This is a genomic window from Colwellia sp. M166 (genome assembly GCF_024585285.1).
GTDB lineage: Bacteria > Pseudomonadota > Gammaproteobacteria > Enterobacterales > Alteromonadaceae > Cognaticolwellia.
In genome coordinates this window covers 476,534-501,820 of sequence record NZ_CP040755.1, presented here as the reverse complement: position 1 = coordinate 501,820, position 25,287 = coordinate 476,534, and the positions used below count along the sequence as shown (strand labels likewise).

At 38.8% G+C, this 25,287-nt stretch carries 17 protein-coding genes; 9 read left to right on the top strand and 8 right to left on the bottom strand.

Features of this window, described 5'->3' with window-relative positions:
• Positions 1 to 40: 40 nt before the first annotated feature.
• Complete coding sequence (ppsA, locus tag FGD67_RS02340) at positions 41 to 2,431, bottom strand: phosphoenolpyruvate synthase (RefSeq protein ID WP_257173523.1); 2,391 nt, start codon at positions 2,429 to 2,431, stop codon at positions 41 to 43.
• Positions 2,432 to 2,646: 215 nt separating this feature from the next.
• Between ppsA and FGD67_RS02335 the strand changes: the two genes are divergently transcribed.
• Both FGD67_RS02335 and FGD67_RS02330 read left to right on the top strand, forming a co-directional pair.
• A complete protein-coding gene (locus tag FGD67_RS02335; protein WP_257173522.1) occupies positions 2,647 to 3,456 on the top strand; it encodes a pyruvate, water dikinase regulatory protein in 810 nt (269 codons plus the stop codon).
• A gap of 127 nt (positions 3,457 to 3,583) precedes the next feature.
• The gene (locus tag FGD67_RS02330; protein ID WP_257173521.1) at positions 3,584 to 4,636 is read left to right on the top strand and encodes a 3-deoxy-7-phosphoheptulonate synthase; all 1,053 of its coding nucleotides are present in this window, start codon (positions 3,584 to 3,586) and stop codon (positions 4,634 to 4,636) included.
• 104 nt (positions 4,637 to 4,740) lie between these two features.
• On the opposite strand, the gene FGD67_RS02325 is transcribed toward FGD67_RS02330, so the two are convergent.
• Positions 4,741 to 7,020: a TonB-dependent receptor gene (locus FGD67_RS02325; protein ID WP_257173520.1), complete on the bottom strand. Its 2,280-nt coding sequence runs from the start codon at positions 7,018 to 7,020 to the stop codon at positions 4,741 to 4,743.
• Between the two features lie 105 nt (positions 7,021 to 7,125).
• Positions 7,126 to 8,337, bottom strand: coding sequence for a phosphopentomutase (locus FGD67_RS02320; protein WP_257173519.1), 1,212 nt, complete (start codon positions 8,335 to 8,337; stop codon positions 7,126 to 7,128).
• Positions 8,338 to 8,614: 277 nt separating this feature from the next.
• Here FGD67_RS02320 and udk point away from each other — a divergent pair, with 277 nt between their 5' ends.
• The 4 genes from udk (at position 8,615) to FGD67_RS02300 (ending at position 12,082) form a co-directional block, all read left to right on the top strand.
• Complete coding sequence (udk, locus tag FGD67_RS02315; protein ID WP_257173518.1) at positions 8,615 to 9,259, top strand: uridine kinase; 645 nt, start codon at positions 8,615 to 8,617, stop codon at positions 9,257 to 9,259.
• Between the two features lie 83 nt (positions 9,260 to 9,342).
• Positions 9,343 to 10,584, top strand: a complete 1,242-nt coding sequence (locus FGD67_RS02310; RefSeq protein ID WP_257173517.1) for a NupC/NupG family nucleoside CNT transporter — start codon at positions 9,343 to 9,345, stop codon at positions 10,582 to 10,584.
• Between the two features lie 97 nt (positions 10,585 to 10,681).
• The gene (deoC, locus tag FGD67_RS02305) at positions 10,682 to 11,455 is read left to right on the top strand and encodes a deoxyribose-phosphate aldolase (protein ID WP_257173516.1); all 774 of its coding nucleotides are present in this window, start codon (positions 10,682 to 10,684) and stop codon (positions 11,453 to 11,455) included.
• Positions 11,456 to 11,503: 48 nt separating this feature from the next.
• Positions 11,504 to 12,082, top strand: coding sequence for a thymidine kinase (locus FGD67_RS02300; RefSeq protein ID WP_257173515.1), 579 nt, complete (start codon positions 11,504 to 11,506; stop codon positions 12,080 to 12,082).
• Positions 12,083 to 12,197: 115 nt separating this feature from the next.
• On the opposite strand, the gene deoA is transcribed toward FGD67_RS02300, so the two are convergent.
• The 3 genes from deoA to FGD67_RS02285 form a co-directional block, all read right to left on the bottom strand.
• Positions 12,198 to 13,514 (bottom strand): thymidine phosphorylase, encoded by a 1,317-nt coding sequence (gene deoA, locus FGD67_RS02295; RefSeq protein WP_257173514.1) that lies wholly within the window; start codon positions 13,512 to 13,514, stop codon positions 12,198 to 12,200.
• Positions 13,515 to 13,526: 12 nt separating this feature from the next.
• Entirely contained in the window at positions 13,527 to 13,946 is a 420-nt protein-coding gene (locus tag FGD67_RS02290; protein ID WP_257173513.1) for a cytidine deaminase, read from the bottom strand.
• A 217-nt stretch (positions 13,947 to 14,163) separates the two neighbouring features.
• The gene (locus FGD67_RS02285; RefSeq protein ID WP_257173512.1) at positions 14,164 to 17,310 is read right to left on the bottom strand and encodes a carboxypeptidase regulatory-like domain-containing protein; all 3,147 of its coding nucleotides are present in this window, start codon (positions 17,308 to 17,310) and stop codon (positions 14,164 to 14,166) included.
• Between the two features lie 686 nt (positions 17,311 to 17,996).
• On the opposite strand from FGD67_RS02285, the gene FGD67_RS02280 reads away from it, so the two are divergent.
• The 3 genes from FGD67_RS02280 (at position 17,997) to FGD67_RS02270 (ending at position 21,331) form a co-directional block, all read left to right on the top strand.
• A complete protein-coding gene (locus FGD67_RS02280; protein WP_257173511.1) occupies positions 17,997 to 18,629 on the top strand; it encodes a TetR/AcrR family transcriptional regulator in 633 nt (210 codons plus the stop codon).
• Positions 18,630 to 18,641: 12 nt separating this feature from the next.
• Positions 18,642 to 19,856, top strand: a complete 1,215-nt coding sequence (locus FGD67_RS02275) for an endonuclease/exonuclease/phosphatase family protein (protein WP_257173510.1) — start codon at positions 18,642 to 18,644, stop codon at positions 19,854 to 19,856.
• A gap of 68 nt (positions 19,857 to 19,924) precedes the next feature.
• Entirely contained in the window at positions 19,925 to 21,331 is a 1,407-nt protein-coding gene (locus FGD67_RS02270; RefSeq protein ID WP_257173509.1) for an alkaline phosphatase, read from the top strand.
• Positions 21,332 to 21,417: 86 nt separating this feature from the next.
• Here the strand turns inward: FGD67_RS02270 and FGD67_RS02265 are convergent, their stop codons facing one another.
• A complete protein-coding gene (locus FGD67_RS02265; RefSeq protein ID WP_257173508.1) occupies positions 21,418 to 22,611 on the bottom strand; it encodes a cystathionine beta-lyase in 1,194 nt (397 codons plus the stop codon).
• Positions 22,612 to 22,782: 171 nt separating this feature from the next.
• Positions 22,783 to 25,236 (bottom strand): DNA polymerase II, encoded by a 2,454-nt coding sequence (locus FGD67_RS02260; protein ID WP_257173507.1) that lies wholly within the window; start codon positions 25,234 to 25,236, stop codon positions 22,783 to 22,785.
• Positions 25,237 to 25,287 lie beyond the last annotated feature (51 nt).

The following is a 25,287-nucleotide window of genomic DNA, read 5'->3' as shown; positions in this document are numbered from 1 at the left end:
CCTAGGCTGCTTTGTTGTTGCAACTAATCTAAATTAGAAATTAATTTTTACCGTGTTGCTCGGCTAAATATAACCACGTTGGTAATACGGTATCAGGATTAAGTGACAGGCTTTCAATGCCCTTCTCAACTAACCATGCGGCAAAATCGGCATGATCAGATGGGCCTTGACCACAAATACCGACATATTTTCCACGCGCTTTACAGGCTTTAATCGCCATTTCTAGTAATATTTTAATCGCTGGGTCACGTTCATCAAATAAATGTGCAACTAAGCCCGAATCACGATCTAAACCTAAGGTTAATTGTGTTAAGTCATTAGAGCCAATTGAAAAACCATCAAAATAGTCAAGGAACTGATCGGCTAATAAAGCATTTGATGGAAGCTCACACATCATAATAACACGCAAGCCATTCTCACCACGTTTCAAGCCATTTTCAGCCAGAATATCAATAACCTGAGATGCTTCATCAAGTGTACGAACAAATGGGATCATGATTTCAACATGGGTCATACCCATATCATTACGCACGCGTTTAATTGCTTCACATTCAAGGGCAAAACAATCTCTGAAATCTTTAGAGATATAGCGTGATGCACCACGATAGCCAATCATTGGGTTTTCTTCTTCCGGCTCAAAGTGTTCACCCCCCACTAAATTGGCATATTCGTTTGATTTGAAATCAGACATACGCACAATAACTTTTTCTGGAGCATAAGCTGCCGCTAATGTAGAAATACCTTCGGTGAGCTTGGCAATATAAAACTCAACTGGACTGTCATAACCGGCAATAATATCGCGAATTTCATCTTGAAGATCAGCGGATTGCTCAGCAAAATTTAATAATGCTTTCGGATGAACGCCGATCATTTTGTTAATAATAAACTCAAGGCGTGCTAAACCAATCCCCGCATGCGGTAAACGCGCAAAAGCAAAGGCGCGATCAGGATTACCGACATTCATCATTATTTTTAAAGGTAAATCAGGCATTGAAGATACCTCAGAAGTCGTCACCGTAAAATCTAGTTTGCCTTGATAGATAAAACCAGTATCACCTTCGGCACAAGAAACAGTCACTTCATCACCGGTGGCAATTTTACTGGTAGCATCACCACAACCAACAACGGCAGGAATACCCATTTCACGGGCAATAATAGCGGCATGACATGTACGGCCACCACGATTAGTAACAATGGCTGATGCACGCTTCATGATAGGCTCCCAATCAGGGTCTGTCATGTCAGTCACTAAGACATCACCGGGTAAAATCTTATCCATTTCCGCTAAGGATGATAAAACTTTTGCTTCACCACTACCAATTTTATGACCAATTGAGCGACCTTCACAAATAACATCGGCTGTTGTTTGTAATTGAAATTGCTCCATCACATTGGCATTTTCACGACTTTTAACTGTTTCTGGGCGTGCTTGAACGATGTAAAGTTTGCCATCTAGGCCATCTTTAGCCCATTCAATGTCCATCGCACGGCCGTAGTGTTTTTCAATCACAACTGCTTGCTTTGCTAACTCTTCCACTTCTTTATCGGTAAGCGAGAAAGTATCAGACTGTGCTTGTTCAATATCGACAATTTCAACTTGCTTACCATGCTCTTGCTTGGTTTCAGGACATTGAGCGTAAATCATTTTAATGGCTTTACTGCCAATATTTCGACGTACAACCGCAGGTTTGCCACTTGCCAAGGTTGGCTTGTGTACATAGAATTCATCTGGGTTTACCGCACCCTGTACGACCATTTCACCTAAACCATAACTAGAGGTAATAAAAACAACATCTTCAAAGCCTGATTCTGTATCAATAGAGAACATCACACCACTAGCAGAAATATCACTACGAACCATACGTTGTATGCCTGCTGAGAGCGCGACGCCACGATGGTCATAACCTTGATGGACGCGATAAGAAATAGCTCGGTCGTTAAATAATGAAGCAAAAACATGCTTAATCGCGATCATCACCGCGTCTAAACCACGGACATTAAGGAAGGTTTCTTGTTGACCAGCAAAAGAAGCGTCTGGCATATCTTCTGCCGTTGCAGATGAACGAACAGCAAATGAAGCGTCATCAGCAAAGCCGCCTGCAAGTTTTGCGTAAGCTTGCTCAATATCTTTTTGCATGTCAGGCAAGAATGGCGTATCAATAACCCACTGACGAATTTTACTACCGCATTCAGCTAAGGCATTAACATCACTAACATCTAAGTTATCTAATAACTGATAAATTTTATCGTTCAGACCACTTTGCTCTAGAAATTCATTAAAAGCAAATGAGGTAGTTGCAAAGCCACCTGGTACTTGCACACCGACATTTGAAAGGTTTGAAATCATTTCACCCAATGATGCATTTTTACCGCCTACGCGATCAACATCATTCATTCCTAAATCTTCATACCAAAGTACGTATTCTTGCACGACAACATCTCCACTGGACACAATAAAATTTAAGAAAACTATTTCAATATTAGTCGCCTAAAGCGAACTAAAAAATATCTTTCTTAAGGCTTTTATCAGACAAGTTTCATTAAACAGTGTATTTCATGCTACAGACATTTTACACTGCTAACTTTGAAACTAAAGCACTATTTATAAGTTTTCATTCAACTACAAAATAAAATAATAGGTTTATCATGCGAGCAGCTTTTTATATTTCTGATGGTACAGCGATCACTTCTGAAGTTTTTGGTCATGCATTATTATCACTTTTCCCGATAGAATTTGAACACGATACGATCTCCTTTGTCGAAACCAAAGAAAAAGCTCTTGAAGCATGTGCGCGCATTAATAAAGCCGCAAAACGCACGGGGGTACCACCGCTAGTGTTTCATACCTTCGTCAATCCTGATATTCGAGAAATCATTGATAGTTGTGACGGTATTATTTATAACTTTCTTGAGCATTTTGTTGCACCGCTTGAAGAAAAACTCGGTATTGAAGCTAAACCTAAAGCCCATAGAACCCACAGTATTCATGAAAATAGCTATGATTACCGAATTGACGCAGTTAATTACTCATTAGCCAATGATGATGGTTCTAATGTCACTAACTATGAACATGCCGATGTAATACTTGTTGGCGTATCACGCTCAGGTAAAACCCCAACATCACTTTATTTAGCACTACAATACGGTATAAAGGCGGCCAATTACCCTTTTACAGATGACGATATGGATGAACTTAAGTTACCGTCATTTTTAAGAATGCATAAAAAGAAAATATTTGGTCTCACCATTGATGCTGAGCGCTTAGTTGATATACGTGACGGTAGAATGGCTAATACAAAATACTCTTCTGCTCGACAATGTCGCATGGAAGTACGGGAAGTTGAAAAGTTATATAAACAAGAGAAAATTCCTTTTCTCAATACCACTAAGCTTTCTGTTGAAGAAATAACCGCAAAAATACTATCGGAAACCGGTCTTCAGCGCTATAAATATTAACTTATAACAAATAAGTTACATAAAAACTTAGAAAGCGGTTCACTTAACTGGCTATATTCGTTATGTTAGCGCGATATTATTATTGCGCTGCACTTAGATATGCAGGCTAACAAGTATTTGATAGCACATGACCATAAAAACTGATGAATTTAGAACCACGTTAATTGAAAACTTAGTTTCTCCTGCTGAACTTGCCCAGCAAATTCCACTTGATGATAAAACCGCTAATTTTATTATCCAAAGCCGCAAAGATATTGAAGCCATTATTAAAGGCGATGATAAACGCTTACTGGTTATTATCGGCCCTTGCTCTATCCATGATACCGAAGCAGCAATTGATTACGCCAAAAAACTAAAAACTTTGCATGAAAAATATGCAGATGAGCTATTGATCGTGATGCGTGTTTACTTTGAAAAGCCACGTACAACCGTCGGTTGGAAAGGCTTAATAAGTGATCCTGATTTAGATAAATCATTCCGTGTGGCTAAGGGATTAAACTTAGCGCGTAACTTGTTGATGGAAATAAATAAATTAGGTTTAGCTGCCGGTACTGAGTTTTTAGATATGGTGACTGGACAATATATTTCTGATTTGATCAGCTGGGGTGCAATTGGTGCTCGTACCACTGAAAGCCAAGTGCACAGAGAGCTTGCTTCAGCCCTTTCATGCCCGGTTGGCTTTAAAAATGGTACCGATGGTAATGTTCAAATCGCGGTTGATGCGATTAAAGCTTCTAGTGTGCCTCATGTGCTTTACTCTCCCGATAAAAGTGGTCAAATGTGTATCTATCAAACACATGGTAACCCTTTTGCTCACGTTATTTTACGTGGCGGGAAAGAGCCAAATTACCACGAAGACGATATAACTGCTACCGGTAAAACCTTAACTAAAGCTGGTATAGTTGAAAAGATTATGATCGACTGCAGTCACGGCAATAGTTATAAAGATCATAATAAACAAATTGACGTTGCTCGTTCACTTGCTGAGCAAATTCAACAAGGTAATCAATCTGTCTTTGGTGTCATGGTTGAAAGTTTTCTGGTCGATGGCAATCAGAAAGTTGTTGAAAAACAACCTTTAGTATACGGCCAAAGTATTACTGATGCTTGTATTAACTTAGATACCAGTGAAGAGATATTAGCTGTTTTAGCGAACGCCGTTAAAACAAGAATCTCATAGTTTATACAAGATAGTAGACGGAACATAATAAGCGTTAAGGCAAAAGAAAAGCCGGTTATCAATTTGATAACCGGCTTTTTAATATCAACTTTTTGAGTTATTGCTTAATAGAAGTTAGCTTTAAACTCAACACCCCAGAAACGAGGTTCGTTAACAAAACCCGTTAAGTTATTAAAGTCGATTGCACCGGTAAGTTGTTCTTCATCGGTAATATTACGACCAAACAATGCCACTTCGTATTCTGCACCATCGGTATACCATTCGTAACCAACACGAACACCACCTTCTAATAATGCATCGCCTTTAAACTCGACAGATTCATATAAGAAAAAGTTAACTTCGCTGCGATAAGACCAATCAGTATATACATACAATTCACCATCACCGATTTCTTTAGTCCAGCGTGCACTGATGTTGCTGATCCACTCAGGTGATTGTGGTAAAGAATTACCATCAATAAGCGCTAAACCATCTGAATTTAATGGGTCAGTTACTGTACAGCCACCGCCACAACCTGGCACAGCAACAGTACTATCTTTTAACTCTGTATGGTTATAACTTACGCTAGCTGCAACAACAAAGTCAGCGGTAACAAAATACTCTGAATCAAGCTCAAAACCATAACCAACAGATTTATCTGCGTTAATTAAACTTGCAACATTACCTGCACCGCCAACCGCCGTTAATTGTTGATCACTGACTTTAAAGTAATAAACTGAGCCATCTATTCGTGCAGTGTTGTCAGCAAATACCGATTTAAAACCCGTTTCAATAGAGTCAACTGTTTCCGAGTCTGCTGTAGTAGAACTTTCAGAGAATAATAAACTACGGCCCTGAATACTCGGCGAACGATAACCACGAGCAATACGCGCATAGATGTTTGTTTCATCGTTAAGAACGTATGACACACTAAAATCACCACTCACCTGTGAATCTTCAACATCATTACTTTCTTTAAAGCTAGGAGCACCAAACGGAGATTGAACTAATTCACCGTCCCATTGACGCTCGTCGTCTGAATAACGTAAACCACCGTTAATACTTAACTTTTCTGATATTTCATAGTCAAGTGAAGCAAAAATTGCCCACGCTGTCGTTTCCATTTTTTGAATGGCCATACCATTGGGAGCGCCATTAGCTAACGTATCGAAACTTAAGTTATTAATGGTTAAGTCTTCATCAAACAAGAAAAAACCAAATTGGTAATCAAAAGCGCCTAAATCGTTACTTGCAATGCGAATCTCTTGTGTTGATTGCGCATGATCAGGCATTCTAGCGCCAGTTTCAGATGTAAAAGGTATAAACCCTGGGCCCATACTTGTTGGATCACAACCTGAAATAGCAGTCACACCACAACCATAACCACCATCGATATCACCTACTGAGAACATTTCAGCTGACTCATGGCCGGTAATAGACGTTAAGGTATAGTCACCAAAATTATATTCAATTTTCAGGCTTGCCCCTTTCATATCAACCGTTTGGTTGTTACGAGAAGCAGCATCATGATAAATAGTTTCACGATCAAAATCGGCAACTAAATCATTAGTGCCTGGCTTGATAATATTAGCTCTAAATACTCGGGCATCGGCTTCGGCATCTCTAAAATGGTAATTAAATAACGCTGAAAAATCGTCATTTGGTTCCCACAATAATTGCAAACGACCCGCTGTTTCGCTGTAGCCGCCTAATTGATCTTTCTGTTCAAAACCTGGGGCTTTGTTGTCAATCCAATCATCACGGTCTTGTTGTAATAAGGCAACTCGCGCTGATACGGTATCAGTTAAACCACCGCCAACAGCAAGACGAAAATCAGTTGAACCAAAACTACCATATGAACCAGAAATGCTGGCATCATAGTCTTGTGTTGGTTTTTTCGATTGTACTTTAACAATACCTGCAGGGGTATTACGACCAAATAATGTCCCTTGAGGGCCACGTAAAACTTCTACGCGTTCTATATCAAACATTGGCATACCTTTAGTTAAGGCATTTTCTAAAACTACATCATCATAGATAAGTGAAACAGGCTGTGATGCTAGTAGATCAAAATCGGTATTACCTAAACCACGAATATAAAAACGTGGAAATGTTCGACCAAAAGAAGATTCAATCAATAGACTTGGAACTTTTGCAGATAAAGACCTTACATCCATACCTGATGAACCTAATACTTCTAATTTTTTCGGTGTTAATGCAGAAACTGAAATAGGCACATCTTTGACATTCTCTGTACGTTTCCGTGCAGTAACTTCGATAACTTCAATGCCAACCACTTTATCAGCATTTTCTTCTGCCATTACTGAGCCTGAAATGCCAGCAATAGAGGCAAAAATTGCCGCATTAACACTAAGTGCAAGCGACGTTTTTTTAAAAACATTCATTAAGTACTCTCCCAAGAACTGTTTATGTTTTGTGTTGAAACTGTTTAACTTCATTAAATTAATGCACATTTATGCCTTACATTAATTTGTTGGTTGTTTTTCTCTTTATAGGTCAAGATCTTTAAGGAAGCTGGTGCCGTAAGGCATTTTTTCCAGTTCAAATAAATCTGCAATAGTTTGACCGATATCTGCGAAGGTATTTCGTTCGCCAATATTAACAGAACGCGCCTGTTTATGAAACGCAACAACGGGTACATATTCTCTTGTATGATCATTACCATGCCAAGTTGGATCACAGCCATGATCAGCGGTTAAGAACAAAACGTCATCGTCATTCATTGCGGCAACAACTTCAGGTAAGCGTTGGTCGAAATTCTCTAATGCTAATGCATAGCCCACCGGGTCACGACGATGTCCGTAATCTTGGTCAAAGTTCACCAAGTTAGTAAATATAAGACTATTATCTTGTGCGCTATTAATATGTGAAATCGTTGCATCCAATAACGCATCTATGCCCGTCGCTTTGGTTTTCTCACTGATACCTTGATGCGCATAGATGTCAGCAATTTTACCGACACTAATGACATGACCGCCCGCTTGCGTAAAAAAGTCTAATACTGTTGGTGCTGGAGGTAAAATAGAATAGTCACGACGATTGCCAGTACGGGTAAAGTCTTCAGGACTTTCACCAATAAAAGGTCTTGCAATAACCCGACCGATATTCATGTCGCCAAGCAATTCTCGTACAGTTTCACAATATTTATAAAGATTATCTAAGCCGAAATGTTCTTCATGAGCAGCAACCTGAAAAACACTATCAGCAGAGGTATAACAAATAGGTAAACCGGTTTTAATGTGCTCTTGGCCAAGCTTATTGATAATATCCGTACCTGAGGCATGGCAATTACCGAGAATACCGTCGAAGCCTGTTGCTTGATTAATTTTTTCAATCAACGACGCTGGGAAAGCATTACCCTGTTTTGGAAAGTAGCCCCAATCAAAAAGTACCGGTACGCCCATCATTTCCCAATGGCCACTTGGTGTATCTTTACCTGTGCTAATTTCAGCAGCATAGCCATAGGCACCTTGCTCTGGTGCTTGATTTACAATCGGAAAACTTGCCTTACCCGCTTCAAATGCCGCTTGTACTAAGCCCATTTTCGCCAAATTAGTTAAATTAATTTCACGTTTTTCATGCTGATAGAAATGTTTTGCCAAATTAGCAAAAGTATTGGCACTGATATCGCCAAAGTCTGCTGCATCAGGTGCGTGGCCAATGCCAAAACCGTCGATTACTAAAACTATTACTCTTGCCATTTTTATATCCTGTATTTATATCAATGCATTTTAACAAATTTTTCAAATTTATCCTCGTTTATAATGATAAATTTCATGACCAAATGGTCAACATGTGGTACTTTACCAAGCAATTAATTATAGACAACTGATATTTTGTAAATATTTAAGGTAGATAAAGTCATTTTGTCTAAATTTTAATGAATTTCAGATTAATTAGTCCATAATATGAGCGCGATAATGTCGCTATAATAATTATCTAACCCTTTTGTTAATCATATTTTTAAGGCTCTCTGTTTTGCAAACCAATAAACCGACGATTATTGCGGTAACCGGTGCTTCTGCATCTGGCAAATCACTTTTTGCGCAAACTATTTATGACGAACTGCTACCTGAACTTGGGGCAAGCGGTATTGTCATTATCAAAGAAGATTCATACTACAAGAGTCAATCCCATCTATCGATGGAAGAACGCATTAAAACCAATTACGATCACCCGAGTGCATTTGAACATAGTTTGTTATCAGAGCATTTAACGCAATTAAGCGCGGGTAATGAAGTCGACATTCCCACTTACTGTTACAAAACCCATACCCGTTTGAATGAGACCCAACATTTATCACCGACACCGATAATTTTGGTTGAAGGCATTCTATTATTTTCGAATAAAGAATTACGCGATAAATTCGATATTAAAATTTATATCGATACTCCGCTCGATATTTGCCTTGTCCGCAGAATTAATCGCGACACAATAGAGCGCTCTCGTAGCGTCGAGTCAATTACCGAACAATATTTAACTACCGTTAGACCTATGTATCACCAATACATTGAACCCAATAAAGCATTCGCTGATATTGTAGTAACGCGTGGTGGTAAGAACAGAATGGCCATTGAGATGTTAAAAGCAAAAATTCGTCAACTAATGCACAGACGTGTTTAGTGCTAATCAAAAATAGAGCTAAATATATAACTAAATCAAGATAATAAAAATAATAACGATAACAAGTAAATTATGAGGTAAATATGGAATTAGGTGCACTTCGAGGTGTCATTGGCATTTTCGCGCTATTAGCATTGGCGTTCTTTCTATCAAAAGATCGCAAAGCAATAAATTGGCGAACCGTAGGGTTTGCATTTTCACTACAAATTTTACTGGGTGCATTTGTACTTTATGTGCCTTTTGGTAAAGATGTATTGGGCTCAGTAACCAATGGTGTTCAACAGGTTATTGACAGTGCACAAGCTGGTATTAACTTCTTATTTGGTGGTTTAGGTACTGATGCCATGTTTGAAAATGGTGTGGGTTTCGTTTTTGCTATCCGAGTTTTACCGGTGATTATTTTCTTTTCATCCCTTATTGCTGTGCTTTATTATTTAGGCATAATGCAGTGGGTTGTGAGGATTATTGGTGGTGGCTTACAAAAGTTATTAAAAACCTCAAAACCTGAGTCCCTATCAGCAACGGCTAATATCTTTGTTGGTCAAACAGAAGCTCCGTTAGTTATTCGTCCTTATATTGCAAAAATGAGTCAATCTGAACTTTTTGCCATTATGGTGGGTGGCTTAGCATCCGTAGCAGGTTCAATACTTGCCGGCTATGCAGGTTTAGGTGTGAAACTTGAGTACTTAATTGCCGCATCATTTATGGCTGCACCAGGTGGCTTGTTAATGGCAAAGTTACTACTACCTGAAACTGAAACAATTAATGATGACTACACTGATGTAGAAATGGAGCAAGGTGACAAGCCTGCTAATGTGATTGACGCTGCCGCTACAGGTGCTGCATCAGGTTTAAAATTGGCAGTTAATGTGGGTGCTATGCTACTCGCTTTTATCGCCATTATCGCTTTACTCAATTCGATGGTGTCCGGCGTGGGTAATTTATTGGGCTATGAAGGCATCACTATCGAATGGATGCTTGGCTACATTTTTGCTCCTTTTGCCTTTCTTATTGGCGTACCTTTTGAAGAAATGTTGCAAGCCGGCAGCTTTATTGGCCAAAAAATTGTCGTCAATGAATTCTTTGCCTATGTCAACTTTGTTGAAATAAAAGATACCTTATCTCCTGCGACACAAGCTATTATCACCTTTGCTTTGTGTGGTTTTGCTAACTTATCTTCAATAGCAATTTTACTGGGCGGTATCGGCTCAATGGCCCCTAATCGTCGCCCTGATATTGCACGTTTGGGTATGAAAGCTATGATGGCTGCAACTATGGCCAACTTAATGAGTGCCGCTATTGCTGGCGTATTTGTTAGCTTGTAACGCAAAGCTCATTCTAACTATCTAAAAGCCTAGTCATCCGCACTGGGCTATTTTTTAAATTTTTTTAAATAGCATTTTTAAATTTACGAGGCATATCATGAGTACCTTAGAAAACTACGCACAACGTGCACTTCATATGATGGACTTAACCAGCTTAACCGACACTGAAAGTGCCGAAGACATCATTCAACTGTGCTCAAATGCTAAATCACCTTGCGGTAATACCGCTGCTATCTGTATTTTTCCGCGTTTCGTACCGCTAGCGAAAAAAACCTTGGCTGCACAAGGTACGCCTGAGATAAAGATTGCTACCGTCACGAACTTTCCTCACGGTAACGATGACATCGATATTGCCGTTGCCGAAACCAAAGCGGCTGTTGCTTACGGCGCTGATGAAGTTGATGTGGTATTCCCTTATAAAGCCTTAATCAATGGTAATGAAGAAGTTGGCTTTGAATTAGTAAAGGCCTGCAAACAAGCCTGTGGAAATAGCGTACAACTAAAAGTTATTATTGAAACGGGTGAACTTAAAACTGATCAACTGATCACCCAAGCCAGTGAAATTTGTATTGCCGCAGGTGCAGATTTCATCAAAACCTCAACCGGTAAAGTGGCGGTAAATGCAACGCCAAAATCTGCTGAATTAATGTTGAAAGTTATTAAAGATAAAAACACTAATATTGGTTTTAAACCCGCTGGTGGTGTTAAAAACGCTGAAGACGCCAAGGTTTATCTTGATTTAGCAAGTGATATCTTAGGCATTGATTGGGCGACTAAAGCCAATTTTAGGTTTGGTGCCAGTAGCCTACTAACAAACTTATTAAACACCTTAGGTGCAACAAATAAAACCGCAGATCCAACAAGCTATTAATCAAAATCAACGGTTTCCAGTAACTATAACTAGGGTATAAAATTAGCGATGGCACAATTATATTTTTATTATTCCACCATGAATGCCGGTAAATCGACCCATTTATTACAGTCTTCATATAACTATCGTGAACGCGGTTTAGAAACGTTGTTGTTTACCGCACATATTGACGATAGGTTTGCTAAAGGTAAAGTATCATCCCGATTGGGTATCGATGCTGATGCACACCTATTTGATGACAACACCAATATTTTTAATGAAGTAACACAACAAGTTAAAGACGGAAAAATCGCTTGTATACTGATTGACGAAGCTCAGTTTTTAACTAAAGAGCAAGTTAGGCAGTTAACTGATATTGTCGATGAATTAAAAATTCCCGTACTGGCTTATGGTATTAGAACAGATTTTCTCGGTGAAACCTTTGGTGGTAGTGCTGCCCTGCTCGCTTGGGCCGATAAATTAGTCGAATTAAAAACCATTTGTCATTGTGGCAAAAAAGCCAACTTTGTTATGCGCTGTGATGAGCATGGCAATGCCGTTAAAGGTGGCGAACAAATCGAAGTCGGCGGTAACGAGCGTTATGAGTCATTATGCCGCAAGCACTTTAAAGCGCTGGTTTGGAATTAGCACTAAATAAATTTAAGTACAACGAGTGAATTTTTAATAACGTGTGATAAATAAAAAAGGAATACTATAATATTCCTTTTTTTGTATCGTACTGTTCACGCCTAGTTATTAAAACCTAAGCTGAAATGGTTTGATAAATAACTGGCGGCTCTTCACTTTGTTGTTCACTAATTGCAAGTGCGCTAAGGTATTGTTGACCGGCATTTAATGCCGAAGTTTTGTCTCTAGCATGGACACGTGCCACAATATCACCACGATTAACCCGGGTGCCTGTTGGTAAAATGCGATCGAAACCAACACTGTGATCTATTTGTTGACCATTAGCAGTTCGTCCACCTTTTAAGCCGACAACGGCCATACCAATATCACGGGTTTGCATACCGTTAATATAGCCATGCTCTTGTGCAAGGACATCAACGATAACATCGCCACGCTGCATTGAACGCCATGGATCTTCCATAAAATCACTTGGCCCACCTAGCGCATGGATCATCTTACCAAAAAGCTCTGCTGCAGCGCCTGAAGCTAAAACGTTATTGATTTTTTTCAATGCTTCATCTTCATTTGCCGCGACTTTTGCACTCACCAGCATAGCTTTAGCGAGTGAAACCACAACCGCATGTAAACGAGGTTCTCGCAAGCTGCCATTTAAATACTTCACCGTTTCAGCCATCTCTAAGGCATTACCTGCTGTAGCGCCAAGCACTTGGTTCATATCTGTAATAATGGCTTGTGTCGGTACACCGGCACCATTTGCAACACTAACGATGCTTTGTGCTAATGCCCTAGCATCATCAATATTTGACATCATAGCGCCATTACCCACTTTGACATCCATAACTAATGAATCAAGTCCTGCGGCTAATTTTTTAGACAAAATAGACGCGGTGATCAACGGAATAGATTCAACCGTTGCGGTAATGTCGCGAATACCATAAAGGCGTTTATCTGCGGGGGCTAAGTTATCGGTTTGAGAAATAATCGCCATACCTAAATCTTTCACGATACGCTTAAATTCACCAATACTGGGTTGCACATTAAAGCCAGCGATACTTTCTAACTTATCAGATGTACCACCGGTATGGCCTAAACCACGACCTGAGATCATAGGTACATAAGCACCACAGGCTGAAACAATGGCTGCTAACATAAAGCTAACTTTGTCACCAACTCCACCCGTTGAATGTTTATCAACCACTGGGCCGTCTAATTCTGGCCAAGATAGCACATCACCTGAATTTTTCATCGCCATGGTAAAATCAATAATTTCACGCGTTTCCATGCCTTTTAGAAAAATAGCCATTGCCATCGAACCTGCTTGAGCATCATTAAAATTTAATGTTACTAAACCATCAACAAAATATTGTATTTGTTCTTGGGAGAGTGAACCACCATTGCGTTTGGTGCGAATTATTTCTTGTGGTAATAACATTAATTTTAATCCTTATTTTTCAAGTAAATCTTTTGGCGTAAAAGCATCAGGTAATAATTCATTAACTGTCCATTGCTTTCTATCGTTGTTATGGTTAACAGCCATCACCAATGCCTCAGGTGCTAAAAACTCAACAATAACTTGTCGACAAGCACCACAAGGCGGTGTTAGCTTTTCTTGATTGGTATAAATAACTATCGCAGAAAACGCTTGCTCGCCTGAAATCACACCTTGTGCTAAACAGTTGCGTTCGGCACAAACTGTTAAACCATAGGAGGCATTTTCAACATTACAGCCTTTGACAATGTTGCCATTAACGGTTAACGCAGCGGCACCAACATGAAAATTACTGTAAGGTGCATATGCTTTTGTGAAACCATCTTTTGCGGCAGTAATAAGCGCTGAGATTTCGTTATCTTCAATATTTGACATTATCAAACCCTTTAACTGACCAAGTGGTCAACTTATTTCTTATCCTAATAAAATAGTCTGTAAAAAGCAACTTAAGAATGATGATTTTCAATACTTTTATTCGGGTAACACTTCAACAAAATGGATGTTACGCATTGAATTTAGAGTAAAAAAAACCGCACTATAAAGTGCGGTTTTAAAAAAGTGTCAGTTTAGATCACTAATTAATCATCTTTGATTAGAAAGTGTATCTAACACCTACTTTAATGTACCAAACTGAATCTTCGCCTTCAATATCATATGAGCTATTATCTGAACCAATTGGTCCAATACTGCTACGACTGTTCGGGCTATAAACGATTTGGCCATCATCATTCCACTCAGCGTTAGCAAATTCTTTATTGAAATCGCCATCTGTTGGGCTATAGACATGACCCCAGTCTTTATTGATTAAGTTAGCTAAGTTTTGTACAGTAAAAGTTAACGTACCTTTATGTCCCTTCATTAAGCCTGGAATATCTTGTTGAATTGATAAATCCATGGTCGTTAACCAAGGACGTTTTGATGAGTTTTTATCAACAAAACCACCAGCATAACCAGCCAAACCTGCAGGGTTCACATAATCAGCCATAAGATCAGCATAAGTCATACCATTCTTATAAGCTACGTTTGGATCATCAGCACCTGATGGGATATAAGGCGTTTTAGCGTTATACTTAGATAAGTAATCTTGATCACCCAAATCACCCTTTCTATATGTACCTAATACCCAACCAAAAGGTCGACCTGAACGACGTTCAAAGAATAAGTTAACACGGGTATTATAGCCTTCGAAGAATTCTTTCGTATAACCTAAAGTTATTTTTAAACTATGCTCTATTTCATAGTTACCTGTACCTAAAGCATCAACATTACGGCCTTCACTATAAACATTATACTTATAGTTAGAAGCTGCTTGTGAACTCGTACCGGTATTACCATCAACAACATCTTGATTAGTATAAGAAATATTCATATCCAAACCGTTTTCCCAACTTTTGTACAAGCTAGTTGAAATAACATTCGAATAACCATCTCTATCAGCATTAGTTAACAAGATATCGTAATTATCTGGGCTAGTTGCATCGAATGGTTCATAAATAATACGACCATCTTTAGTTACTTCACCACTTGGCTGACGATTTAAGTCACGCCATGCTAATGAGTCTTGCTTATCAACATAAATGTATTCACCTGACCAAGTCCAGTTATCACCTAAAAGTTCACTATCGAAGTTATAATCGAAACCAATACTATAACGCCACTCAGATGGTGTTTCAAAGTCAGAATCAATAACGTTAGTTTCACCATCAGGGGTAACATTAGCTAATGAGTCCTTGATATCTTGAGGCACAGCAAGTGAAGTTAAATCGGTATAATCTTGAGTATTCGTTACGTAATTAATACCTGTTTTACTGTAAGAGTTAGATATCCATACATTTGGCTTACCGCCACTGAATAGACCAAAGCCACCACGAACCGTTAGATCATCACTTGCATACCAGGTCATGCCAACACGTGGTAACCAGATATCTGTACCATCAAGATTTTCTTGGTTGCCATAACCGTAACGATCATAGAACTTTGCGTTAAACGAAGGTGTGTCGTCAGAAAAAATTCTTTCGTAACGTAAACCAAATGATACGTCAATATCGGAATTAAATGCCCAGTCATCTTGCACATAAAACGAGTAAGTACCCATCACTAATGACGCAGCAGTATCAGCTTGATTATTAGTCGGTGCATTACCGTAATAAAGCTCAGCGTTACCGGCAGCAAAATCATCAATACTATCAAAAGTCCATGTACCTAGGGTCGCTTCAGCAAACATGTTGAAAATGTCATTTCTTTCATATTGAACACCAAAACCCAATTTATGATCGCCAACTAAGTATTCGGCATCAAAGTTTGCACGCCAAGTTTTAGTTTCTAACGCATTAGCATGACGGTAGTTATCTGGACCAAAATCAATTGCTCTATCAATGCTAACTTTACCATAATCACGTGTTGCCACGCCTGAGATAGATTCAACATCTTTATAAGATACAGCAAATTCTGTCGTTAAATCAGAATTCCAATCAGAATAAAGGTGTAAAGCATAAGAATTCATATTCTGCTGATAGTCATACCAGTTAGTCGAAGTATTTAGCGTACTACTTCCATCAGTAACATTACGAATACTGTTGCTTTCATCTTGATTGAATGTAAACGCAGCACGATGATCATCATTAATATTCCAATCTAGTTTGATTAGAATTTTATCATCGACTTCTTTTGGGTTACCTTCCCAACCACCAATATCAGCAATACCGTATCTTTCACTAGCGATTGCAGCAATTTGATTATATTCATCCAACGTTAAATTGGTTGAAAGTGGTTTACCACTACCTTCTGGACCATAGTCAGAAACAGTAGGTTTTTCAAAACTTTCATAGTTAGCAAAGAAGAACAATTTATCTTCAATCAGTGCTCCACCTAAGTGAGCACCCCAAGTGTCACTTTTAACACCTTCAACTTCATTACCTTTTGAATTGTTGGTATCGTAATCGCCAGCCCAACTATCTGATGTTTTCTCATAGAAAACACCACCATGTAATTCATTAGTACCTGATTTAGTTACCGCATTGATACGCGCACCACTAAAACCACCAAACTTTGCATTATAAGGATTAGTGTCAATTGAAATTTGCTCGATAGCATCTAATGAAATAGGAGAACGTTGAGTAGGATAGCCATTACCATTCAAACCAAAGTCATCATTAAGGCCTACACCATCGACATTTAAGCTATTAAAGCGAGGGTTAGAGCCCGCAACTGAAAAACCATTGTCATTACCACCTAAAGAAGTAGCTAATGGGTTTTGTCTTAAAATGTCTTTTAAATCACGGTTAAATGAAGGTGAGTTTTCAATAGCATCTGAACCAAAGAAACTTGAGCTACCCGCATTACTAGTAAATGATGTTTGACTACCAGTAACCGTAATTGTTTCAATATTTTGTGCTGCGTTTAATTGTTCATTCAAACGCAGAGTTTGTCCTAACAGAAGAAAAATATCGTTTTTGGCCACATCTTGAAACTTATCTGAATCGATAACAATCTGATATGGACCACCAACGCGTAAGCCACCTGCATTGAAGGCACCTGTTTCGTTTGTAACAACTTCAGTAACCGTACCTGAAGGCTGATGGATAAGCATAATCTTAGTGTTAGGCGCAGCTTGACCGTTAGGCCCTACTATTGTACCCCTTACAGAAGACGTAGTATCAGCAGCCATAGCTGATGTTGACAATCCTAGTGCAAGTACAACTGCGCCAGTAATACGTGAGAGACGATGATTTTTCATCATATTATTCCTTGGTAATAGTTAAATTTTGTTATGTAAAATGTTTAATTAATTTTCACTTAGCTAATTTTTAATCTATTTATTATTTTTTTAAGTGTATTTCGGGTGAAATTAAAACAGAGTTTTCTTACATTTTCATTACAAAAATTTACAAAGCTGTTTTCAATTATTAATATTTTTTAAAAAAAATATTAAACAAAACAGAGCAAAGACAATTAATAACATAATTAACAATGAGTTACACATAAGATTTAAACGTAAATCAAAAACACTTATAACGTTAATTATATAAAAGCAAAAAACATATAACAAAAAATCATAAAAACAAACCATCTGGTCAAGATAAAATAAAGTATGATTTTAATGAAGTTTACAAAGGGCTGCGTTAATAAAAATAAATTAACCATCAGAACAGATCATTTATAAATATCGTATTTGCACTATTTATATAGTAGAAAACGTATTAAAACAGTGTCTTAAACAATAAATCAAATTAAACTAGCTAATTTCTAGCAAAAATCCATTGATTTAATGTCGTAACCGCTAGTGTTAACTTGTAAGATCACTTGAAATTTTCAATATGTAAAAGCGCTTTTTTATCATAATGAAATAAGTCCAGTAAAATGTAACATCAATGTAATAGACTAGCGTTAATTAAAGTAGCTAATATAAATAGAAAGGTTATTCATGTGAGCAACAATACCACAAATGAAAAGCAAGGAAGCATTCGGGCAAGAAGTGAAGCTATTATTTTAGCTTCGGCCCAAAAAGAGTTTATCTTGCAAGGATATAAAGGCGCAACAGTTCAATCTATTGCCGACACCGCAGGTCTACCGAAAGCAAATGTACTGTACTACTTCAAAAATAAAGAAAACATTTATCATGCGGTATTACAATTAACCCTAGATACTTGGGATCAAGGTATTGGTGATATAGATAGTAGCGATGGTCCGGTTGTGGCTATTGAAAAATTTATTGCTGCAAAAGTAAAAATGTCTTTTGAGCATCCCCAAGCTTCAAAAATCTATGCCATGGAAATTATTCAAGGTGCACTGCATTTGAAGGAGTTTGCCCGTACTTATTTGCGTCAATGGGTACGAGAAAAAGCAAAATTATTCCAAGTGTGGATTGATAATGGTGAAATGGTCAATGTAGATCCCGTAAAATTGATTTTTCTAATTTGGTCTTCAACGCAACATTATGCTGACTTTGAACAACAAATATTAACCATAATGAATCGTGCTGATTATGAAGAAGACGATATTACCCAAGTTACCGAATTTTTGACGGATTTTATATTGCGCGGTTGCGGTTTAAAATAAGGATTCACCTGTATGAAAATTATAACAAATATATTAACAACAACGTTGTTAATATATTCGGGGATGGTCATGTCAGAAACAAGCGAGCAATCTTCATCAAAGCTACGTATTGCCACTTTTAATGTCAGTATGGAAGCCTTAAATTACTTACCATCAACACCAGATAAAACAGTCGATGTTAAAGGTAATGAACTTGCCTTGGCTCTTGCTCAAGATCATCAGCAAATAAGAAATATTGCTGAAATTATTCAGCGTGTTAATCCCGATATTATTTTATTGAATGAATTCGATGGTAATGATGCAAAGCATCAATCATTAAAACTTTTCTTATCGCAATACTTAGCCAAGAGCCAACAAGGTAACGCCGCGGTAAACTACCCTTATTTTTATCAAGGGCCGGTTAATACTGGTGTTGCTACGGGATATGATTTAAATAACGATGGTAAAATAGGTAAATTGCCTGGCGATGCCTACGGTTATGGTCATTTTTCAGGCCATTTTTCGATGGCACTGTTATCCAAGTATCCGATTGATGTTGATAAAATTAGAACATTTCAATTATTTAAATGGCGTGATATGCCTAACGCGTTGATGCCTGTAGAGCAAAAAACTCAGCGACCTTGGTATAGCGCGCAAGCATGGAATAATTTTCGCTTGTCATCAAAATCTCACTGGGATATTCCGCTTAACGTTAATGGCAATGAGCTACACATATTAGCAAGTCACCCTACTCCGCCAGTTTTCGACGGGCCTGAAGATAGAAACGGCAAAAGAAATTTTGATGAAATACGGTTTTGGACTGATTACTTGACTCCTAGCGCTGCTAGTTATATTTATGACGATAATAATAACTTTGGTGGTTTAGCTAAAGACAAAGCCTTCGTTATTCTAGGTGATTTAAATGCTGATGCTATCGATGGTAATGCGATAAAAACAGGTATCCAGCGTTTAACACATCACCCTCGCATTATCGATCCTAAACCAAGTAGCGACGGTGGTAAAATGCATCGAAAAGACAACCCAAATGCGCAACATCATACCGCATTTTGGGGCATGCGCGCCGACTACGTTTTACCGGCTAAAGCGCAATTGAACGTACTCGACGCGGGTATTTTTTGGCCGCAAGTCAACGAGCCAGAATTTCGCTTAGTTAAAGACCGTGCAGCATCGTCTGATCACCGACTTGTGTGGGTAGATCTGACATTTAAAAATTCACCTAGCAAATAGCAACTTAAGCTTAAGCTTAAAACGAAGCTGAGCGGTTATATTTATCTCAAACATTTAGTGGAAAAAAGATGAAAAAATTCATTCCAACATTATTAACTAGCCTATTGGTCATGTCATGTAGCCAATTACAAGCTGACACGAGTTCTCAAGCAAGTGCTGTTATTGCAGATGCCGCAGCCGTTAATGCGCCAAAAAATATTATTATGATTGTTGGTGACGGTATGGGACCTGCTTATACCAGTGCCTATCGCTATTTTCATGATGACCCTAACACCGATACTATCGAAGAAACGGTATTTGATCGTCACCTCGTTGGCAGTAGCAGCACATACCCTGCGCGTATTTCTGGCTACGTAACTGATTCAGCAGCCGGTGCAACCGCACTTGCTACGGCAACAAAATCTTATAATGGTGCCATTGCTGTCGATGTAAATAAAAACCCTGTTGAATCTGTGCTTGTTTGGGCAAAAAAACAAGGTAAGAAAACTGGCATGGTGGTTACATCACAAATCAACCATGCTACGCCAGCGTCTTATTTGGCACATAACGAAAGTCGTAATAATTACAATGAAATAGCAGACAGCTTCTTAGAATCCGCTGACAATATTGATGTCATGTTAGGTGGTGGCTGGCAGTATTTCCTTCGCAAGGATGTCAACCTTGTCGATGGTTTTAAAAATAAAGGTTTCCAATATATTGATAACTACGGGCAACTCAACCAATTAACACCACAAAAGAAAGTATTGGGCTTATTTGCTGATAAAGGCTTGCCATGGGCGCTTGATGACAGCAATAAACACCGTTTGTCAGCAATGACTAAAGCGGCCATTTCACAGTTAGAAAATGAGCAAGGTTATTTCATGCTCGTTGAAGCAAGCCAAGTTGATTGGGGCGGTCATAGCAATGATATTGCTTCTGCGATGGCTGAAATGGATGATTTAGCAAAAACACTCGAATATTTAGAAGCTTATATTGCGAAAAACCCAAATACTTTAGTGGTGCTAACCGCAGATCACAGTACCGGTGGTTTCACTATTGGTAAAGATGGCGATTACTTATGGCAGCCAGACGTATTGCGCAGCATGATCATGTCGGCAGAGACGATTGGTAAAATCTTAGCAAAAGAGCAAATAATTAAAGCTAACGTTAGTAAAATGCTTAACTTCACCATTACCGATGCTGAATTTCAGGCGCTAAAAGCAGCAAAAGCTAACGCTAAAAAATCGCTTGCTGACTATAATAATGCTAGTGCTGCCGTAAAAAAACAGACCCGTAAGCCAACGATTAAACGTGCCATGCACTTAAGTGTTAACAACCTTATAGATCAACGTTCTATAACAGGTTGGACAACGTTTGGTCACACGGGTGTTGATGTGCCAGTATTTGCGATGGGCAAACAAAAAGAGCTTTTCCAAGGTTTAAGCGATAATACAGAAATTGCAAGTAAGATATTTCAGTTATTAGGCAAAAAATAGACGATAACACGCTCTCTTTTGCCAACTAAACAAAAACGCCGAGTAAGTACATTTACTCGGCGTTTTTATTGATACTTTATAACCCGCTACTTTTCATTATTATCTTGTTCAAGCACCTGATTAAAGCGGGCAAAACCTTGTTCGAGATCGTTAATCAGATCATCAACATTTTCTAAGCCGACATGTAAACGGATCAGCGGAAATTGATATGGCCATTTCGTTGCGCTACGCATATTTTTAACGCTGGAAATGCCTAAAATTAAACTTTCAAACCCGCCCCACGAATAACCCATTTTAAAATGTTCCATACCATCTAATAAGGCAGTTAGCGCGGCTTGGTTACCTTGGTTTAAAACAAAAGAAAACAAACCGTTCGAGCCAGTAAAGTCACGCTTAAAAAATTCATGACCTGGGCACGATGGTAAAGCGGGATGTAAAATCGTTTCAACCTCAGCACGCGTTGCTAGCCAATCGGCTATTTTAAGTGCACTGGTTTGATGTTGCTGCAAACGCACGCTCAAGGTTCTAATACCGCGCATGGCTAAATATAAATCATCCGGCGAAGTACATTGCCCCATAATATAACTACTTTCGCGTAACTGAGGCCAATGTTCTGCGGTTGCCGTTGCTGTGCCTAACATGACGTCTGAATGGCCAACAATATATTTTGTTGCCGCTTGAATTGAGACATCAACACCGTAATCAAACGGTTGAAAATTCACTCCTGCTGACCAAGTATTATCTAACATCACGATACAATCATGACGATGAGCAACCTCAGCAATCGTCGGCACGTCTTGCACTTCCATGGTAATAGAGCCAGGTGATTCTAGAAAAACCAGTCGTGTATTCGGTTTAATGAGTGCTTCAATACCTTTACCGATAAGGGGATCATAGTAAGTTGTTTCAATGCCCAATTTAACCAGTATTTTATCGCAATAATCACGCGTCGGTTCATAGGCGGTATCTACCATTAAAATATGATCGCCTGTTTTAACGAAAGCTAAGATGGCATTGGTTATTGCTGCAGTACCTGATGGATAGAGCGCACAACCTGCTCCGCCCTCAAGCTCGGTCATAGCATCGCTAAAAGCAAACGAAGTGGACGTTCCTCGTCGACCGTAAAACAATACCTGATTAGTTTTATTTGCTGTGGCATGTTTCATTTCTTTGACAGAATTAAAGACTACCGTCGAGGCACGCTCTACCGGTGGATTAACCACACCACGTGTCCATTGGCTTTTACGGCCGGCATTAATGAGTTTCGTTTCTTTTTTCATGTCTAGGTTACATCCCACAGTAAATATTAAATCATGGCTATCTAGCCATCTATAATATATATAACGTGAATTACCTTAAGAAGCACGATTTATTTTGACATATCATAGTCATGATATTTATTGATGGCTAAATTGATGGAAAAATAAGGGAATAATACTGGACATCAAACGTTAGCGATCAAATAAACTCATTTGACTATTGGTGATTTCATCAAAGCTGGTATTAATAAAAGGTAGAATGGCATCGGCAACTGCCATTAACTGTCGGTCGATATACAATTGATAATCTAATGCCGCGCTTTGACAACCTCTAGCTTGCGGGCCATTAATCGTCATCACATATTCAATCCAGCCTTTATTTTGATACTTAAGCGGCTTACCTTGCTGCTGATATATCTCATCAGCTAACCTCGCCGCTCTGACATGGGGTGGAACATTCTTAACGTACAGGTCGAGCTTACGACGTAAACGTTTACGATAATACAGCAAATCATCGTGCTTGCCCGCTAATGTGTCAGCAACCATTTGTTTAATATATTCGGCGACAGGTTGGCGATTAAATACTTTTAAATACAAAGCGCGTTGAAATTGTTTCGCCAGTTCAGTCCAATCGGTACGAACACTCTCTAAACCCTTAAATATCAACTGCTGTTCATCACCTTTTTGCACCAACCCCGCATAACGTTTCTTCGTGCCGACGTCTTGCCCGCGAATGGTCGGCATCAAAAATTGGCTAAAATGAGTTTCAAATTCAATTTCAAGTTCACTAGCGATGGCAAATTGTTCAGTCAAACGTTGTTGCCACATGACGTTAATATCATCTTGTAAGCTTTTGCCAAGTGCCCTACTGTCAGCCGCACTTTTATCATTACCGACATGAACAAATATCGAATCGGTATCGCCATAAATCACTTGATAACCTTTGTCTTGGATCCAAGACTTGGTAATTTTTAATATGCTATGACTTCTTTTGGTGATTGACCCAGATAAACGCGGATCAAAGAAACGACAGCCAGTTGAACCTAAAACGCCGTAAAACGAGTTCATAATAATTTTTATCGCCTGTGATAACGCGGCGTTTTGATCTTGTTTGGCAATGTCGCGCTCTTTCCACAAGCCATTAATAATATCCGGCAGAAAGTGCTGCTCTCTAGAGAAATAAGCACCATCAAAGCCCTCTATCGCTGTTTCTGGCGACTTTAAACCTTCTATCAAGCCCATAGGGTCAATATTAAAACTACGGATAATACTGGGGTATAGGCTTTTAAAATCTAACACTAAAACATTTTGATAAAGTCCCGGTGTTGAATCCATGACAAAACCACCGGGCGATTCAAAACCTTGATCGCCATCGCCCATGTTTGGCGCAACATAACCACTTCTATGCAGCTTTGGCAGATATAAATTAGTAAAGGCGGCCACTGAGCCACCGACGCGATCGATGGCTAAACCGGTTAATTGCGCGCGCAGCATGGCAAATTCTAATAATTGCGTATGCTGAAAAATTAATAACACTAAGCGGCAATCTTCTAAGTTATAAGTGGCGAGCGCAGTTTTATCATGATGAAAATTATCGGTAATTTCTTGCACACGATTATCAACATCAATAACTTTTTTTCCTATACCTAATAAGGTATTAGCGACATTGTCGAGTGAAAAGCTCGGAAAGTTGTAAGTAGCGGTTTTAAGTAAATCGATACCATCAAGCACCACACGGCCTGCTATTTCGATAAACTGTTGTTCGCTAGCTTTATTTTTACGCCAATAAGGCGTTGTACCGTCACGACCAAGCGTAAACTTAACACCATGTAAATCATAGCGTTTTTGTAATAAATCAAAGTCAAAGTTAATAACATTCCAACCGATAATAATATCGGGGTCATGGTCGCTGAACCAAAGTAATAAGTTGGTTAATAATTGTTTTTCATCTGCTTGCCAAACAATGTCGATATCGGTAGTTTTTGCTTGTTCGCGGGTAATTTCTTGTTGATCAGCAATCATCAATACTTGCTGACAATGCTCGCTATATAACCCGATAGAATACAACTCGCCTGACATTGAGCATTCGATATCTAGCGAGACCGTTGTTAAGGTAATATCTTTTTGCAAAGCTTTATCAACGCGTTTACATTTAGCCTGTTCAAAACGACGATATTGATGGCTACCCGTTAAGAGGACGTTAGCTTTTTGGCCGGCAAAGGTAATATCAGCGGTAATAAAACGTTCCATTAAAAAACGATCATCTGGCCTAATATCATCTTCATAACACTTGATGCCCCATTGTTTTAAGACCTCTCGCGCTTGATAAAACTCACGTAAAGTTGAAAAATATAATGCCACTACACTCACTTGATTAAATGCCTTTAAAGCCACCGGCTTTATTTCATCAAGGTAAATGGCTTCTTGGTTTAAAGCGCTTTCAGCTTGTGGCGCCGCCGTTTGTTCAACAAAAAATACCGCGCGTTCATTACTGACAATAAGTTGTACCGGCCCTGCGGGTGTTTTCAACCATAAGCAAACTTCAATATGATTATTGCGGTCTCTAGTACTTCGGGTCAGCAAAAATCCCCGCATGGCAGCAGGCAATTGTTTAGCTTCGGTTAATTGTTGCGGAGAAATTTGCATTAAGGGTTCTAATTGTTGGCGGTAAACTGTTAATATATACAGCAGTGTAAA